Below are 16,861 nucleotides of genomic sequence, written 5' to 3' on the forward strand. Positions count from 1 at the left end.
ACATACGAATGAGTCCAACTAGTTCATTTTCTCAAATTTCCGCACCTGTGCTAACGCTATCCAACAACCGGCTGAACGCTGGGCAAAGATTCGAAATTTTTACGCAAGCCTTCAGTTGAGATAATCTCTTTCCACGGATCCGTCGTCCGGCTCAGCGTTTCTTCGATCCGTGCCGCCAGAGCTTCCCGCTCCTCATGATTTTCCAGTACCGCCTTGATCGTACCCAGCCCCACGCGTTCCACCCACTGGGCAGTACGTTCGTTCCAACTGGCCTGTTCGCGGTAATATTGCAGGTAGGCGGCCGTCCATTCCATGACCTCATCCTCCGTCTTGAGCGTACAGAGCAAATCCGAAGCACGCACTTTCACGCCGCCGTTTCCGCCGACATAAATCTCCCATCCGCCATCGATCGCGACGACGCCCAGATCTTTGATCGTCGCTTCCGCACAGTTACGCGGACATCCCGAGACGGCTAGCTTCACCTTTCCCGGCGTATTCAACCGTTCAAAAGCCTTCTCCAGCCGGATCCCCATACCGATGGAATCCTGCGTACCGAACCGGCAGAACGTCGAGCCCACGCAGGTCTTGACCGTACGCAGCGCTTTGCCGTAGGCGTGGCCGGACGGCATATCCAGTTCTGCCCATACCTTGGGCAGATCCTCCTTTTTCACGCCGAGCAAATCGATTCGCTGGCCGCCGGTGAATTTCACCATCGGTACCTCGTACTTCTCCGCAACCTCGGCGATTTTCTTGAGATCGGCCGGAGAAGTCACACCGCCGTAAATGCGAGGCACGACGGAGAAGGTGCCGTCTTTCTGAATGTTCGCGTGATACCGCTCATTGACGAACCGGGATTCCTTTTCATCCATATACTCCGTAGGCCATAGCATCCCCAGGTAATAGTTCAAGGCCGGGCGGCATTTCGAGCAGCCTTCCGATACCCGCCACTCCAGTACGTTCATGACCTCTTTGACACTCTTCAGTCCCATTGCTTTGATGCTATCCACAATCTCCTCACGGGCAAGGGAGGTACAGCCGCAAATGCCTTCTTTAACCGGTTCTCCGGTCACGCCGTCTCCGTAAAGCTGCAGTAGGCCTTCCACCAGCGGTTTACAACCGCCGCAGGAACCGGAAGCTTTCGTGCAGGCTTTAATTTCACCGACCGTGGCGCAGCCGTCCTTGACCGCGTTCACGATCGTGCCTTTGCTGACGCCGTTACAGCCGCAAATGATTTCATCATCGGCCATGGCGGCAAGCCTCGCGCCCTGCGAATCTCCACCGGAACCCCCCGGCGCAAATCCGAGCAGCAGCTCTTTTTCCTTTCCCGCCACCGACTCTCCGCTCTTTATTTTTGAAAAAAGAGAGGCTCCGTCCGTCGTATCTCCGAACAAGACGGCTCCGACGAGTTTGTCGTCCTGCAGCACGATCTTTTTGTAGGTTCCATCCAAATCGTCCTGAATCCGCAGCGACCGCGTTCCGGGAGCATCCTGGAAATACCCGGCCGAGAACACGTCGACGCCCGACACCTTGAGCTTGGTTGAAGTGACCGATCCCGTATATCCGCTTGTTTCTACCCCGGCTAATCGCTTGGCCAGCACGCTGCCTTGTTCATACAACGGGGCAACAAGACCGTAAGCGATCCCCCGGTGCTCCGCGCATTCGCCAACCGCGTATATCCCTGGCATGCTCGTTTCCAAATAATCGTCCACTACTATGCCGCGTCCTACTTGAATCCCGGCCGATTTCGCAAGCGCCACATTCGGTTTAATGCCTACCGCCATCACGACAAGATCGGCAGATAATGAGCTGCCGTCAGCAAAGTCCAGTCCTTCGGCCCGGCGAATTCCTCGAATGCCTGCCGTCTGTTTTTGCATCAGGAACTTCATGCCCTGGGCTTCGAGCTCCAGTTGCAGCATCTTCGCCGCAGATTCGTCAAGCTGACGTTCCATCAAATAAGGATGAATATGAACCACCGTCACGTCCATTCCGAGATGCAGCAGTCCTCTGGCCGCCTCCAGTCCGAGCAATCCGCCCCCGATAACAGCCGCCTTAGCGTATTTCTTGGAGGCTTCCATCATAAGGTCGCAATCCTGAATATCCCGGAACCCGATCACGCCCTCTTTATCCGCACCCGGGATCGGGAGCATAAACGGATTGGAACCGGTCGCCAAAATCAGCGCGTCATATTTCGCCTCCGCCCCCGATTTGGAGACTACCTTCTTGTTCCCGGTATCGATTCGGGTAACCTCGTCTCCCGTATGCAGGCTAATGCGGTTTTCCGAGTACCAATCCCAATCATTGATCACGATGTCCTTCATGTCGGACCCTCCTGCCAGTACCGAAGACAGCATGATCCGGTTGTAGTTCGGATAGGGTTCTGCGCCGAATACGGTAATCTCATACGTATCCGGCGCCAATTTCAGCACATGTTCGATCGTACGCACTCCCGCCATTCCGTTGCCTACCAGCACTAATCTCTTCTTTTCACCCATGTTCGGCTCTCTCCTCCCGGTCTTTCCTCATCTCTCGCAGAAGTGCAAAGTAACATAAAAAGCCTGCTCCGCCGGGGAACAGACATGAATATTACATTCATGACTATCCCTAATTCAGGCGAAAGCAGGCTCCGTTGCCGCTTCATTCAGACACGCCATTGTGTCTGTAAAGAAATATTAAATTTGATTTATTGACGTTAATATAACCAACAATTTTAGTTATGTCAATATACATAACATAAAAATAAAATAAAATCTAAATTATGTTAGTTTTATTCACTCAAAATGTTATTATTATGGAATAAGGCTTGTTCTTACCTTCATTATCATTAATTTTATGAGATATTGCGAAAATTATATTGCTTTTTCAGAAATATAACGCGAAAATACAATTAAAATCTTTAGGAAATCGAACTCATGTCAGGTTTTATAACTAATGGTCATCTGCACTGAAACTTTGAAGTCCGACATAGAGAGGAGGGTTATACTCCCGATGCGCTTTCTTCTGGTCATTTGCGAACAGGTTTCGCCTAAAGATACGGAGCCGGTCAGGAACGGCTCCATTTCCGATTCCCATTCTAACGCCGAGCCTGAGCGTATGCTGAAATGTAACGGATATCAGGTGTTTGCTTCCAGTCTGGAGGAAGAGATCAGGCAAAAAGTCCGGGAAGCGGATGCTGTCGTCCTTCAGTTGCCTATTGCCGCCATTCGCGGCTGGGAACAACTATTGTTAAAGTGGAAGGCGGTCCCGCTCCTCTGGTGGTGCAGCGCGGCGACGGCGGCCTCCTCTTTGGAGTCCTGTGAAGATGACATCGCCGTGGATGGCATCCTGACCCCGTCCATGTCCGCTCACGAGCTGCATTGGGCGCTTCATCTAGGTGCCAAACATTTCTTTGAACGCCAGCAATGGATCGATGAACGCGCCCAACTGGTCTCCCGGCTCGAGGAACGGAAATGGATCGATCTGGCCAAAGGGGTCTTGTGCGAAATCAACCGGATCTCGGAAGCTGAGGCTTACGATGTGCTGCGTAAGCGGGCGATGAATGAGCGGAAACGAATCGTGGATATCGCCACATCGATCGTCAAAGCGCATCAACAATTAAGAACTTAGCCCGAACAAGATGTACAAGAGGGGGACCTTCCATGAACATGACAGAGATCTTAAAGGAAGTGGGCCGGGGCAAGCGCGGCGCTCGCGACCTAAATTATGAAGAGGCACTCGCCGCCGCGGAGATGATTTTTAATAAAACGGCATCCCCGGCACAGATCGGCGCCTTCTTCCTGGCGGAACGGATCAAGATGGAGAGCGTCGACGAACTGTATGCTTTCGTAAAGGTCTGCCGCAGCCATGCGGTCCGCATGCCGCGCCCGGATGGACTGGACTGTGCCGGTCCTTACGACGGGAGAAAATCTTCCTTCATGGCCGGCTTTGCCACAGCGTTTGTCTTGGCTGCCGCCGGATCGCCGGTTACGTTGCACGGCACCGAATCGCTTCCGCCCAAATGGGGAGTCACCTTGCCTGACCTGCTCCGGGAGATGGGGTTGGATGGAACTACGCCGACACGGGACCAGGCGCTGCAAACCGCAGACGAGACCGGAGTTTTGTTCGTACCTGCCGAGGCATGGTGCCCGCCGCTCGGGAGCTTACGGGCAATCCGCGAAGAACTCGGTCTGCGGACCATCCTCAATACCGTTGAAAAGCTTGTGGATTACAGCCATTCTCCTTATCTTGTATACGGCGTGTTTCATAATACGGTGTTTGACCGGACAGCCCAGCTCCTCCAAAGGTTGAATTACCGCAAAGCGTTGATCGTACAAGGCGCAGAAGGTTCGGAGGATGCGTATATCGACCGCCCCACCCGAACTTACCTTGTAGAAGAAGGGGAGGCAAATTTGCATATGATCGATCCGGAGACTTACGGGTTGGAGTCCTCAATTCCGGACAACGATTGGACGGCTGCCGAGCAGTTGCGAATTACGGAAGCGGTTCTCACCGGGGATGCCCCTATTGCGTTCATCAACCAGGTGATTCTGAACGGAGCGCTTCGCCTCCACCTGGTCGGGCTCGCCGATTCCGTGGAAGAGGGCATCTACATCAGCAAGTCGCTGTTGGAGAACGGCCTGCCTTGGCAAGCATTTTGCCGGTGGAAGGAAGCAATGCTTCAAGGGCAATTGGCTAAGCACTCGGGGTAGCCGGTTGCCCGGCCGCCCCTTTCCTTTCTATCCAATCTAGCAGGCCCGTCGGACAGCCTTGCGCCGTCGGTAGCACAGGACCAGGCGAAATAACCGGCGTTTTCCCCCTCCGTCCGGGCATCGAGATTTCCCGTATCCATCATGTACCCCATATCTTCACCGGACTGATGGTATTTTCCCGTATGAAGAGCTCCACCTATATCAAGCTCTGTTATCAGGGATACCGAAATAGCGCTGTGCATTACCGAAACAAATGTCTTGCACCATCCCGCCGATGTAATCGTAATCCGCGGGCAATTCGCCCTCGTCGATCCATTGTCCGAGCAAGCGGCACAGTACCCGCCGAAAATACTCATGGCGCGGGAAAGACATAAAGCTGCGCGAATCGGTCAGCATACCGACAAAGGTGCTGAGGACCCCGACTGAAGACAGCGCCTTAAGCTGCTGAAGCATCCCTTCTTTTTGATCGTGGAACCACCACGCGGCGCCGAGCTGCAGTTTTCCGGGAACATCTCCCGACTGGAAGTTGCCGATCGTAGTGGCAATCAGTTCGTAATGATAAGGGTACAAGCTGTATACAATGGTCTTCGGAAGACGGTCTACTTTATCCAATTCGTTCAAGAACGCATTTAACGAAGCCGCCAGATGGTAGTCCAGAATCGAGTCGAATCCGCTGTTTTTTCCTAAAAGCGAGGTCATCCGTTCATTGTTGTTGCGAATGGCGCCAATGTGCAGTTGCATGGCCCAGTCGCGGGAATGGTACATTTCGCTCAAACGCAGCAAGGTAAACGTCCGGTACTTGCCTTCCTCGGAAGCATTCAAGGATTCTCCCTGCATCGCCTTGGCAAAAATCGTCCGCACCTCCCGTTCGGTCGCAGCTTCATACGAAAACTCCCCGAAGCCATGATCGGATAACCGACATCCAACCTCGTGGAACTTCTCCATCTGCCGGTTCAAGGCAAGGATTAATCCGTCATAATCGCTAATTCTCATCTCCGCCCGATTTCCGAGTTCCTCCATATATCGGCTAAAATCCGCAGCCGCCAGCCTTGGAACTGCGCCTGCCCAGGCCTTGAATTTGGTAAAGTCGTCGGACTCGCCGGTGATCAAGAATTCATCAATACCTAGCCAGCGCATCGCCCGCCACTTGTAATGATCCCCTTCCAGCCACAGCTCCGTCAGATTGCCAAACCTCCGATTAGCAGCCACATCTCCCGCATTCAAATGATTGTGATAATCGTAGATGGGCATCCCGGCCGCATAATCGTGATAAAGTTTCTTGGCACTAGTGCCGTTCAACAGCAAATTTTCCAAGTTCCACTGCTGCATGTTCCTTCGTCCCCCCGAGGATTTAAGTAATACAAAATAATCAAAATAAGGCCGTTTTATGAAGAGAAATAATTTTCCATCTTTCCAGTTCCATACTACCATACAAGTATGGTAGTATGGAACAAAATAGGAGGTGATCGTTTGAAAGAATTGTTGCATTCGCAGTCAGGTTCAGCCGGAAACAGCGTATATGCCCAGTTAAAACAGCAGATTGTCTCTATGGAGCTCCCTCCGGGCACGGCCTTGTCGGAAAAAGAAATGTCCGTTGCCTTTCAGGTCAGCCGAACCCCTGTCCGGGAAAGCTTCGTTCGTCTGGCACAAGAAGGACTCCTTCTGGTACTGCCGCAACGGGGGACGCGAGTTTCGCTGATCGATCCGGACCTCGTTGAAGAAGCGCGGTTCATGCGGGAGCAATTGGAGCGGGCCGTCATTCGTTTGGCTTGCCAGAGCCTCCCTGCGGAACATTTGGCCGCCATGGACAACAACGTTGAGCAGCAGCGGGAAAGCCTGCAGAAGCATGACGAAGAGTCCATGTTTGCGCTGGACGAAGAGTACCACCGCATATTGTTCGATGGCTGCCGCAAGCTTGGTACATGGTCGGTCATTCAGCAAATGAACGCCCATCTGAACCGGACACGGATCATGTGGCTGAAGACGGATCCGCATTGGGATCATTTGTATGAGCAGCACCGCCAAATGGCCGAAGCCATCCGCATGCAGGATGAAAACCGTGCCGATCAAATCATGCAAGCTCATTTGACATTAAGCATTGCGAGCCTGAGTGTGCTGCAGGAGAAATTCCCGCATTTTTTCTCTGCGGTGAAATAAATGTAACGCGTTCAAGGCTTCCCACCGCATGGGACGAAAGGTCGTTGTCAACTCTTTGTGACGGCGGTTTCAATGGGTGGGGTGCATGACCTAGTTCGGCGTATGGCAGCCGGGATGGCGCTGCCTCATAAGCTGTAGCTCATGATATATGCACTGACACTCATTTTGAAAACGCAAACAAACACGGGAGGTTTCCATGTTCAGGAAGAGATATATTCAATATGCGACGGAGAGCAATAATCGGCCTAAGATCGTCGAGAATGAATTAAAGATATCGAAATTGGACCCGGCCTCTTTCCGCCTGGTGCATGAAGGGATTGCAGCCAATTTGTACGTTTCGGCGGAGGATTACGAAGGCGTACGCCGGGCGGCTGGCGACCTGCAATGTGACATCGGGCGGGTAACCGGCGTCTCTCCTCGGCTGGTCAGTGAGACCAGTTATCTACAGCAGGGCCATGCTGTTCTGATCGGAACGATCGGACAGTGCCCGGTCATCGATGCGCTGATTGCCGAAGGCAAGCTTCAAGCCGGAGAAGTTGCCGGCAAATGGGAGGCCTTCGTTATCCAGACGGTGGCGAACCCGCTTTCCGGCCTGGATTCGGCGCTGGTTATCGCGGGGAGCGACAAGCGGGGAACGATTTTCGGCATCTACGACGTTTCCGAAAATATCGGCGTCTCCCCGTGGCACTGGTGGGCCGATGTTCCGCCGGCGCAGCGGGAAACGATTCACGTGATTCCCGGTACCTACATACAAGGCGAGCCGTCCGTAAAATACCGGGGGATTTTTCTCAACGATGAAGGCCCTTCGCTGATGGCTTGGGTGCGGGCGAACTATCGCGATTTTACCCATGAATTCTATGAAAACGTATACGAACTGCTGCTGCGCCTCAAAGCCAATTATTTGTGGCCGGCAATGTGGGACAATACGTTCTATGAGGATGATCCCCGAAACGCGGAAATCGCGGACCACTACGGCATCGTGATCGGCACCTCGCACCACGAACCGATGCAGCGCCCGCACGGGGACTGGAAGAAGCACCGGCAGGGCCCCTGGGATTACTCCGTCAACGAACGGGTGCTCCATGATTTTTGGGAAGAAGGCATCCGGCGCAGCCGGGCCTATGAAAGCATCGTCACCCTCGGCATGCGCGGAGACGGAGACGAAGCGATGGGCGGGCATTTGAATTTCGAACAAAAAATCGCCCTGCTCGAACGGATTGTGGAGGATCAGCGGAACATCATTGCGGAGCAGACAGGAAAAGCGGCTACCGAAGTGCCGCAACTCTGGGCGCTCTATAAGGAAGTTCAGGACTACTATGATCACGGTATGCGGGTGCCGGATGACATTACCCTGCTCTGGTCGGACGATAACCATGGCAATTTACGCCGGGTGCCGACCGAAGAGGAGCGCGGCCGTTCCGGGGGTGCGGGTATCTACTATCACCTTGACTATGTCGGAGGCCCGCGCTCCTACAAGTGGCTGAACACGGTGCCGATCCCAAAAATCTGGGAGCAAATGCACAAAGCCTGCGAATACGGTGCGGACCGCATCTGGATTCTCAACGTAGGCGATTTGAAGCCGATGGAGTTCCCGATGGAGTATTTTTTGCGGATGGCCTGGAATATTTCGGACTTTACCCGCGATAACGCCCGGGGATATACGGAGTGGTGGGCAGAGCGGCAATTCGGGGCCGACTATAGCGTTTCTGTCGCGAACCTCCTCGATGCCTATACGAAATTCAATGGCCGGATCAAGCCGGAGCTGCTAAATGCTGTAGAGTTGTACAGCCTGACGCATTATAAAGAGGCCGAGACGGCGATCACCGATTTCAGCCAAGCGGTTCAGGCAGCACAGCAGCTTCACGCGGCTATGCCCGAAGACATGCGGGATGCGTTCTTCCAACTGGTGCTGTATCCGGTGGAAGCCTCGGCCCAAGTGCTCGAGCTTCATCTGCGGGCCGCGCGAAGCAGGCTATATGCCCGCCAGGGAAGGACGATGGCAAACGTGGAAGCCCGCGAAGCGGAACTGCTGTTTGCCGCCGACCGCGAGCTGACGTTCCGGTACAACAAGCTGCTGGCCGAAGGCAAATGGGATCACATGATGGATCAGAATCATATCGGATATACCTACTGGAATCAGCCCCCCGAAAATGTCATGCCGGAAACCGGGTACGTCGAAGAACTGGACGGTTCGGAGATGGGAGTCGCGATCGAAGGTTCGCAAGACGTATGGCCGGGTGCCTCGGCGGCGTGTGAGTTGCCGCAGTTTGACGCTTTTACACGTGAGGCGAGGTACATTGAGATTTTTAACAGAAAAAGTCAGCCTTTCGTCTTTCAAGCCCATACCGATGAGCCCTGGATCAAGCTGTCCATGACGGAGGGAACCGTCGTCCACCAGAAACGGCTCTGGGTCGACATCGACTGGACAGCCGCTCCGGTCGGCGGGACCGTGTTCGGCCGAATTGTCCTGACAGGGCCCGATGAAACCGAGGTTGCCGTACACGTGCCCGTTTTTTATCCAACTGAGCCGACGAGACAAAGTCTCGTGGGCCATATGGAAACCGGTGGCTTTGTCTCGATTGAAGCGGAGCATTACGGGGATAAAGAGGCCAATTCGAACGGCGTAGCCTGGGAGAAAATATCCTGCCACGGCCGGACCCTGTCCTCGATGGCCGTCTTTCCGGTTACGACCGCGTGTGCCGAACAACCGGATTTTGCTAATTCGCCTAGCTTGACCTATCCGGTGTATTTGACAAGTACCGGAGAGTTCAAAGCGACGCTATATCTCGCACCTTCGCTCGATTTTGTGCCGGGTCAGGGATTGCGGATCGGCGTGTCGCTGGACGACGGGCGGGTGCAAATAGCGGATGCGATCTCGCATACTTCCGAAGGCGGATTTGATGAGCCGGATTGGGAACAAAGCGTAATTTATAACCTACGCACCGCTTCCGTATCTTTTCATGTCGAGCAGCCGGGACAACACACGCTGCGGGTGTGGATGGTTGATCCGATCGTCGTGCTGCAAAAGATCGTGCTGGATGCCGGGGGCGTGAAGCCAAGCCTGCTCGGCCCGCCGGAAAGCTGGCATAGCGGACGGCGAGTTAAGGACGCAATGACGAAGGCAATGGCGGATCACGCGACGGACGCTTCGAAGGACGCCTCCGATCCGTGCCGAGTTCCCGGTATTCTGGCCGGGGTACGCGCTGCAAGCGGGCCGTTCGACGTGTTCGTCCGCAGCAGCGGACTTTACACGCTGGAGCTGGCCGCCATCGTGAAACCCGGAGACAGCCCGATGATCCGGGTGCTCTCCGGCGGCCGCGATCTCGCGGGGCCGCTGCGCCTGCGGCACGCCCAGGGCGAAAGCGGATCGCTCCGCTACCTCGCGGAGGGCATCCCGCTCAGCGCCGGGCGGCACACGCTGCGGCTGGAAGCCGAAGGCTGCCGCGCCCTGCAAGAGGAGCTGCGCCTGACGCTGGCGGTGCCGGACCGGCTCGCCGTCCGGCCATCCCTGCGGCGCAGCGGACTGCTGCCCGATCTGCCGCTCACCGCGCAGATCGGACTGCTTAGCGGCGCTGGCACCGAGGCGGATGCCAGCTGCCGCTACGCTATGACCGTCTCCCTCTACATGTGAGACGGCACCGGCGGCGAACGGCTGCTGGACCGCGCCGCCGTCACCGGCATCGTGCCGCGCGGCGGCGAGGACGTGCAGCGCCTCTGCTTCGCGGATGGCAACGGCGTTCCCGGCTCCACGCCAAGTATCCGCCGCGCTTACAAACTGAAGATCGTCCTGTTCTGCGACAATGGCGGACGATCCCGCGTATTCGAGTCCGAGTGGACGCTATAACGGCGACTCCCTCAGCCTCAAACTCAAAAAGGCATCACCCGGAGCAATTAGCTTCCGGGCGATGCCTTTTAACATTGTCCTTGAGAGGCGGAACAATCGTGGAGATGTCTTTCAAATAGTGGACACTTTTCTGCAAAAGAGATATATACTCCCCACTTTCAATAATCCTATATATAGCACGATACATTTATATAGAAACTAGATATTGAGTCTTGAGAGAATCGAGGAATAACCCCTTCTGTCCACCTTTTAGAAGACATTTTGGCTATTTGTCCATCAATAGAGAACGGTGAAATAGGACAGATAATAGAAAATCGGAGCTAAGAATAATTTGGTAATTGTTACGAACCCGTTAATAGATCTCTCTCCCCCGCTCATCCGGGACCCCTGATTTACGATGGAAATACGTATTGATCACATCGCGCCAATGCTTGGCATGATCTCTCTGCTCCGCTAATCTGGACTCCACCGCCTCATAGCGCTCGGCATCGATTTTGCCCGCCAAAGCCGACCAGATCAAACTCAGTCCTTCCGCCGCTTCGGCTCCTCCAAAATGCGTGTCGTATATGTGTTGAATGACGGTGCTGCCGGAGTGGAGCCGGTGGCTGTACGGTACATGATGGAAGAAAAGCAGCAGTTCATCCGGACACTTCTTCAGCGACTCGTACGTTTCCCTGTTCGGAATATAATACTGGGTTACGTATCCCGTACCCGTTGCGGCCGTCCGGTCCACCCCGATGCCGTCCCGGTCGGCAAAGTGATAGGTTCCCCAGCGCGAATATTCGTAGCCGTCCACGTCAGGACCGTAATGGTAATGAGGGACAACCATCCAGCCAACACCCAAAGGGGACGTATAACTTTCGTAAATCGGCCAGGAAGCCATGAGCATTTGCGTTACTTTTTCGACGACGTCCTTGTCGTTTCCGAAGGTCAGCCGCGTCCACTCATCGGCTATGGCCTCGGCGGACAGATCCGGATTCCAGATCAACCGCCCGTATCCGTACAAATTGGCCTGGGCCAACGGATGCCCTGTCCAGCATTCCTCATTCCCGATATTGGACACTGCCGCCACGCCGCTGATTTTCATACCGAACAAGGAGCCCTCTACGATATTCTTCACTTGTACGCCTGCGCTTACCGCATGCGTGTCAAAATCGAGAACCTGCTTCCACTGAGGTACCAGATAACACAAATGACGCTGCTGCCCGGTATATTCCTGGGTAACCTGGAATTCAAGCACCTGATTGGTCCGGCTCATCGCCCCGAACAACGGAGATACCGGCTCCCGCACCTGGAAGTCCATCGGACCGTTCTTGATCTGGAGCAGAACGTTGTCGCGGAATTTGCCATCGAGCGGGCCAAAATGGTCGTAAGCCGCACGCGCACGGTCCGTGGAACGATCCCGCCAATCCTGCATGCAGTTGTATACGAAGCAGCGCCAAATCACGAGTCCGCCGTGCGGCTCCAGCGCTTCGGCTAGCATATTCGCCCCGTCGGCATGGTCGCGACCGTACGCGAACGGACCCGGCCGATGCTCGGAATCGGCCTTGACCACAAAGCCGCCGAAATCGGGGATATGCCGATAGATCCGATTTGCTGTTTCAGCCCACCATTGCTGCACGTTCGGATCGAGCGGGTCCGCGGTGCCGATGCCTCCAATGGCCAGCGGGGCGGCGAAGTTAATGCTAAGGAACAGCGCGATGCCGTAATTGCGGAATACTTCCGCGACGCGGGCTACTTCCGGCAGCCCTTCCTCCGTTATGAAACGGGTTTCGATTTCATGTACGTTCACGTTATTGACCGAAATCGCGTTGATCCCTACCGAAGACAGCATTCGGGCATAATCCCGGATTCGGGAGGTATCGGCCACGATTTTCCCGCCTTCATAAAAAATCGAGTTCCCCGCATAACCCCGCTCAATCGAACCATCGGCATTATCCCATTGGTTGATCATCCGCAGCCGGTTTACCGGACACTCTTCTCTTTCCAGTTCTTCCGGTCTAAGGCCAAGAGCCATGCCGCGAAGCAGATGGAAAACCCCGTATAACACGCCTGAAGGGGATCGCCCTATCAGTTCAAGGCGCTTACCCTCGCCCGCCTTGATCAGTTTCAACGAAAATGCGTCTTCTCCCTTTTCCCAGCCTCGTCCCTCCCTATTTGTTCCTGCTGCTTCTACCACCTTCACTCCGATCCGCAAATAAGAGCCGCTTGCAGGGGCTTCGTCCATAAATACGGCATTCGTTCTCAGCATGGACTTAAAGCCTTCCGTCAGTTCATTCACCGCCGCTGTGCAATGACGCGAAGTTTCTCTCTCTACAACGACTCGGCCCAGAAGGTCAGCATACTCCCGGCGCAATTCAGACCCTGGAATCTCGTTATATTGAAGCCAGGTTTTATACAATGTACTCTCCATTCTCATCCGTTTTTCCTCCTGCAAAATATCTTTAAAAGGAAAGAAACACCCCCTTGGAGGGCGCTTCTCTCTTCTTATCCCCGCTTGTTTCTATTTCGCGGTAGCTCCGTAACTGCCTAGATTGCTACAGTTGGACTCATTTGCCGGCTAGTTTAGCCAAACGGTCGAATGCAGGTTTTGGCTGATGCCGTTCGTCGAACAGGAAGGGCCAATTTTTTCGGTCGCGCACCGGAAAATCGTCCAGCCAGGTATAATCGTCCGCGGCACCCCAGAACGTAACCGCGCTAATGACCTCGCGGTATTCCTTCAACAGCCGGAACACGGCTTCGTACACCTCGGCCTGGCGCTCCAGCATACCCGGTTCCGGCTTGACGAGGTCGGTTCGTTTATCCTCGAAACGGAACACGGATATATCCAGCTCCGTCAACTGCAGTTGCAGTCCCAAGGAAGCGTACTTCTCGATGGCCGCACGGATGTCGTCCAGAGAAGGATCGAACAGATTCCAGTGGGCTTGCAAACCGATGCCATGAATCGGAACTCCCTGTTCCAGCAGCGATTTAACCAAGGTATAAATCTTGTCGCGTTTGAGCGGATTCGATTCGTTGTAATCGTTGTAGAACAACAGAGCCTTCGGGTCGGCCTCATGGGCGAAATGAAACGCTTTGGCGATAAAGTCCGGTCCCGCGATATCGAGCCACTTCGAAGGGCGGAGCAAAGACTCGCCTTCATCGGCAATCACTTCATTGACCACATCCCAAGCGTAAATATCGTTTTTGTAGCGTCCGACCACGGTCTGAGTGTGGGAACGAAGCCGTTCCAGCAGCACTGCCTTGCTTACGGTCCCGTCATGGCTGTCCTTGAACAGCCAATCGCTGGTCTGATTATGCCAAACCAGCGTATGGCCGCGCACCGCCATGCCGTGCTTGCGAGCAAAGGCCACAAGCTGGTCGGCCTCGTCGAAAGTATAGGTCTCTTCCTCCGGATGCACGCTGACGAACTTCATTTCGTTCTCCGCGGTAATGCTGTTAAAATGCCGCGCCAACAGATGCTCCTGCGACCGGATCGTGCGGGGATTCACCGCCGCGCCGATGCGGAAATCAGCTTCAAACATATCCTTTAGGGCGGCTTCAGCCGGCCTTGATTGATTCACTTCAGTCTCCTCCTCCACGCTTGCCGCAATTTTAAGCTAAAATGAATTCATGAAGTGTCCTCTTATCCGATCTCGGTTTCAAACCAGTCGAAGTAAGCCGGACCGGATGAAGGCTTGCCGTTGCCGCTGGCATACAGACCGATGACTACGCCTGTAAAGCACATCTTGTTTACGAAATCCTCCGGAGACAATGCTCGCGCGGGTCCAATCGCAAGTCTGCTCCAATTCTGGCCACCCAGCGAATAAAACAGTGTATACGCGGTCACATCCGCCTCGATCTTGAGCCAAATTTGATTACCATCGACCTGTACCTCGCCCGCAGCATGCGTTTCGCCTCTAATGGTCAGCAGGGCAGTCACCACGTTTCGTCCGTTCACCCGTTTCAGGGCTATTTCGTAGTGGGCGTGTTCGTCCCTTCTGGCACATAGACCTGCTTCTTCCCCATCCTGCGGCGAAAACTGCAAGCAAGTGCTGTAAGCCGCCTGAACATGCTGCTGTCTACGGCCGACAAAGGTTGTCCGGCCAAGGTCGCTCAAACCGGCGGCCTGTCCATGCAGGGCGAGCCATCCGGCCCGTTCCGCCAAAGACCAACTTCCCTCCATCGGACTACGGAGAAACGTCCAGGCCAGCCCGAGTTCGTCGCTCTCAAAATCATCCTTACTACCAAGTACCCTAGCTCCGGCAATTCCTTTAGGTCCTAAATATCCTTCCATCTCCGGCATCGGTGATGCCGCCAAATCTTGCTCCGGCACTCCGGACACGCTCATATTCAGGTTTACGGTGCCTTCATTGTTGTCAATCATCGGCCAACCCGCTTCATTCCAGGTCACCGGCGCAAGGAAGGTTTCTCTGCCGAGCACGCTATAGCCCGAATCAACGAGCCGAACCCCAAGAAAAACTGCCCACCAGTCTCCGTTGCCGTCCTCCACCAGATCAGCGTGGCCCAAATATTGAATCGGGTGCTCGATGCTCCGGTGCGTCAGGATCGGCTGTCCGTATAATTCAAACGGCCCGTAAGGACTGGAACTCCGGCCGATAATTTCCCGGTGGTCCTTCGCGGTACCTCCGGAGGCGGTCATGATGTAATACATTCCGTTGATCTTGTACAAATGGGGACCTTCCGTCCAGGGTCCGCCATCGCCTCTCCAAATCACAACCGGTTCGGACAAGGCCTTGCCCGTGGCGATATCGATCTCGTACTGGATTACATGCGAATTGTAGTCCACGCCTTGCTGGGCAGTTACATACACTTTGCCGTCATCATCGAAAAACAGGGACGGATCAATGCCGCCATACGGAACAAGAATCGGGTCCGACCAGGGTCCCGCAGGATCCGTGGCGGTCACATAAAAGTTGCCGATCCCCCGCACATCCGTGGTAATCATGAAGAACGTTCCGTCCTGATACCGAAGAGTTGGCGCATAAATACCGTCCGAACTTTTTCGACCGGCCAAATCTAGCTGGCTGGTCCGGTCCAGCACATGCCCGATTTGCTCCCAATGAATAAGGTCCCGGCTGTGAAAGATCGGCACGCCAGGGAAATACTCGAAGGAACTGCAAACCAGATAAAAATCATCCCTGGCCCGAGCGATGCTCGGGTCGGGGTAGAATCCCGGAAGTACCGGGTTGGAGTAAGATGCCGATTGTTTAGTCATTATTCTTTTACGCTCCCTACGTTAAGTCCGACTACGAAGTATTTCTGCATGAACGGATAAACCAAGAGGATCGGCACGGAAGCGACCACGGTTACCGCAGCCCGGATGGATAACGGAGTTACCATAGAGATTGATTGCTGCGTCATGCCTGCCCCGTTGGACACGGCCGGGTTGCTGTTCGCGTTCATGCTGGAAGATATCAGCTTCATAAGCTCATATTGCAGGGTACTGAGCTCCTGTTTGGAAGATGTGTACAGGAAAGCGTCAAACCATTGGTTCCAGGCCCCTACTGCAACAAACAGGGCAATGGTGGCCAGAACCGGTTTACACAGCGGGAAGATGATTCGCCAGAAGATTTTAAAATCCCCCGCGCCGTCGATTCTCGCCGATTCGATCAGGCTCTCCGGAATCGTGCCGATATAGGTACGGATGACGATCATATTGAACGCGCTCATCATCGAAGGGATGACATAGACCCAGAATGTATTAATCAGGTGCAAGTCCTTCATCAGGAAGTAGCCCGGAATCAGACCGGCGTTAAAATACATCGTCAGTATAAAAATTAACGTAATCGGTTTGCGGAACACATACTCCTTGCGGCTCAAAGTGTAGGCGAGCATCGTCGTCAGAAATATGTTAAGCACCGTCGAGAGCAGCGTTCTTGCGACTGAAATCCCGAAAGCATTGTATATCGTACCCGAAGCAAAAACCGCCTTGTAGTTTTGCAACGTAAATTGTCTCGGCCACCAGTACAGCCCGCCTCGGATCGTATCGTTCCCGGCGTTGAAGGAAACGACGATCGTGTTCAAAAACGGATATAAAGTGACAATCACGAGAAAGATCATGAAGAGGGTATTGAATGTATTAAAAAGAATCGGCTCAAGTTTTCTTCTTCCCATCCGTCTATTCACAGCGGCAGCAGTTGCATGCCCAGGGCTGATTGATTGATTTGCCATG

11 protein-coding genes and 1 pseudogene are annotated in these 16,861 nt (G+C 54.2%); 5 read left to right on the forward strand and 7 right to left on the reverse strand.

What is annotated here, in order from left to right:
* Positions 1-56: 56 nt before the first annotated feature.
* Positions 57-2,492, reverse strand: a complete 2,436-nt coding sequence (nirB, locus tag DFP94_RS20335; protein WP_114498318.1) for a nitrite reductase large subunit NirB — start codon at positions 2,490-2,492, stop codon at positions 57-59.
* A gap of 493 nt (positions 2,493-2,985) precedes the next feature.
* On the opposite strand from nirB, the gene DFP94_RS20340 reads away from it, so the two are divergent.
* Positions 2,986-3,603: an ANTAR domain-containing response regulator gene (locus DFP94_RS20340; protein ID WP_114498319.1), complete on the forward strand. Its 618-nt coding sequence runs from the start codon at positions 2,986-2,988 to the stop codon at positions 3,601-3,603.
* 32 nt (positions 3,604-3,635) lie between these two features.
* The gene (locus DFP94_RS20345) at positions 3,636-4,685 is read left to right on the forward strand and encodes an anthranilate phosphoribosyltransferase (RefSeq protein ID WP_114498320.1); all 1,050 of its coding nucleotides are present in this window, start codon (positions 3,636-3,638) and stop codon (positions 4,683-4,685) included.
* Between the two features lie 38 nt (positions 4,686-4,723).
* Here DFP94_RS20345 and DFP94_RS26190 read toward each other — a convergent pair.
* Positions 4,724-4,858, reverse strand: a pseudogene (locus DFP94_RS26190) (glycosyl hydrolase family 8); the annotation flags it as partial.
* Positions 4,859-4,886: 28 nt separating this feature from the next.
* Positions 4,887-6,014 (reverse strand): glucuronate isomerase, encoded by a 1,128-nt coding sequence (locus DFP94_RS20355; RefSeq protein ID WP_114498321.1) that lies wholly within the window; start codon positions 6,012-6,014, stop codon positions 4,887-4,889.
* A gap of 141 nt (positions 6,015-6,155) precedes the next feature.
* Here DFP94_RS20355 and DFP94_RS20360 point away from each other — a divergent pair, with 141 nt between their 5' ends.
* The 3 genes from DFP94_RS20360 to DFP94_RS25605 all read left to right on the forward strand — a co-directional run bounded on the left by DFP94_RS20360 (position 6,156) and on the right by DFP94_RS25605 (position 10,686).
* Positions 6,156-6,842 carry a GntR family transcriptional regulator gene (locus tag DFP94_RS20360; protein WP_245955005.1) on the forward strand — a complete coding sequence of 229 codons (687 nt, stop codon included), beginning with the start codon at positions 6,156-6,158 and terminating at the stop codon, positions 6,840-6,842.
* A gap of 196 nt (positions 6,843-7,038) precedes the next feature.
* Entirely contained in the window at positions 7,039-10,473 is a 3,435-nt protein-coding gene (locus tag DFP94_RS20365; protein WP_114498323.1) for a glycosyl hydrolase 115 family protein, read from the forward strand.
* A gap of 72 nt (positions 10,474-10,545) precedes the next feature.
* Entirely contained in the window at positions 10,546-10,686 is a 141-nt protein-coding gene (locus DFP94_RS25605; RefSeq protein WP_181873236.1) for a hypothetical protein, read from the forward strand.
* A gap of 352 nt (positions 10,687-11,038) precedes the next feature.
* Here DFP94_RS25605 and DFP94_RS20370 read toward each other — a convergent pair whose 3' ends face one another.
* The 4 genes from DFP94_RS20370 to DFP94_RS20385 form a co-directional block, all read right to left on the reverse strand.
* Positions 11,039-13,099, reverse strand: coding sequence for an alpha-glucuronidase family glycosyl hydrolase (locus DFP94_RS20370; RefSeq protein ID WP_114498351.1), 2,061 nt, complete (start codon positions 13,097-13,099; stop codon positions 11,039-11,041).
* Between the two features lie 136 nt (positions 13,100-13,235).
* Positions 13,236-14,210, reverse strand: coding sequence for an endo-1,4-beta-xylanase (locus tag DFP94_RS20375; RefSeq protein WP_181873238.1), 975 nt, complete (start codon positions 14,208-14,210; stop codon positions 13,236-13,238).
* 101 nt (positions 14,211-14,311) lie between these two features.
* On the reverse strand, positions 14,312-15,904 hold the full coding sequence (locus DFP94_RS20380) for a glycoside hydrolase family 43 protein (protein WP_114498325.1): 1,593 nt from the start codon (positions 15,902-15,904) through the stop codon (positions 14,312-14,314).
* A complete protein-coding gene (locus DFP94_RS20385) occupies positions 15,904-16,860 on the reverse strand; it encodes a carbohydrate ABC transporter permease (RefSeq protein WP_114498326.1) in 957 nt (318 codons plus the stop codon). Before DFP94_RS20385 ends, DFP94_RS20380 begins: the two co-directional genes overlap by 1 nt.
* Between the last annotated feature and the right edge of the window lies 1 nt (position 16,861).

The organism is Fontibacillus phaseoli, assembly GCF_003337355.1.
Taxonomy (GTDB): domain Bacteria; phylum Bacillota; class Bacilli; order Paenibacillales; family Paenibacillaceae; genus Fontibacillus; species Fontibacillus phaseoli.

What these genes read in the sequence shown, in the direction of transcription:
- nirB (WP_114498318.1), bottom strand. Translation starts at nt 2,492, where the DNA reads ATGGGTGAAAAGAAGAGATTAGTGCTGGTAGGCAACGGAATGGCGGGA.
- DFP94_RS20340 (WP_114498319.1), top strand. Translation starts at nt 2,986, where the DNA reads ATGCGCTTTCTTCTGGTCATTTGCGAACAGGTTTCGCCTAAAGATACG.
- DFP94_RS20345 (WP_114498320.1), top strand. Translation starts at nt 3,636, where the DNA reads ATGAACATGACAGAGATCTTAAAGGAAGTGGGCCGGGGCAAGCGCGGC.
- DFP94_RS20355 (WP_114498321.1), bottom strand. Translation starts at nt 6,014, where the DNA reads ATGCAGCAGTGGAACTTGGAAAATTTGCTGTTGAACGGCACTAGTGCC.
- DFP94_RS20365 (WP_114498323.1), top strand. Translation starts at nt 7,039, where the DNA reads ATGTTCAGGAAGAGATATATTCAATATGCGACGGAGAGCAATAATCGG.
- DFP94_RS20370 (WP_114498351.1), bottom strand. Translation starts at nt 13,099, where the DNA reads ATGGAGAGTACATTGTATAAAACCTGGCTTCAATATAACGAGATTCCA.
- DFP94_RS20375 (WP_181873238.1), bottom strand. Translation starts at nt 14,210, where the DNA reads ATGTTTGAAGCTGATTTCCGCATCGGCGCGGCGGTGAATCCCCGCACG.
- DFP94_RS20380 (WP_114498325.1), bottom strand. Translation starts at nt 15,904, where the DNA reads ATGACTAAACAATCGGCATCTTACTCCAACCCGGTACTTCCGGGATTC.
- DFP94_RS20385 (WP_114498326.1), bottom strand. Translation starts at nt 16,860, where the DNA reads ATGGCAAATCAATCAATCAGCCCTGGGCATGCAACTGCTGCCGCTGTG.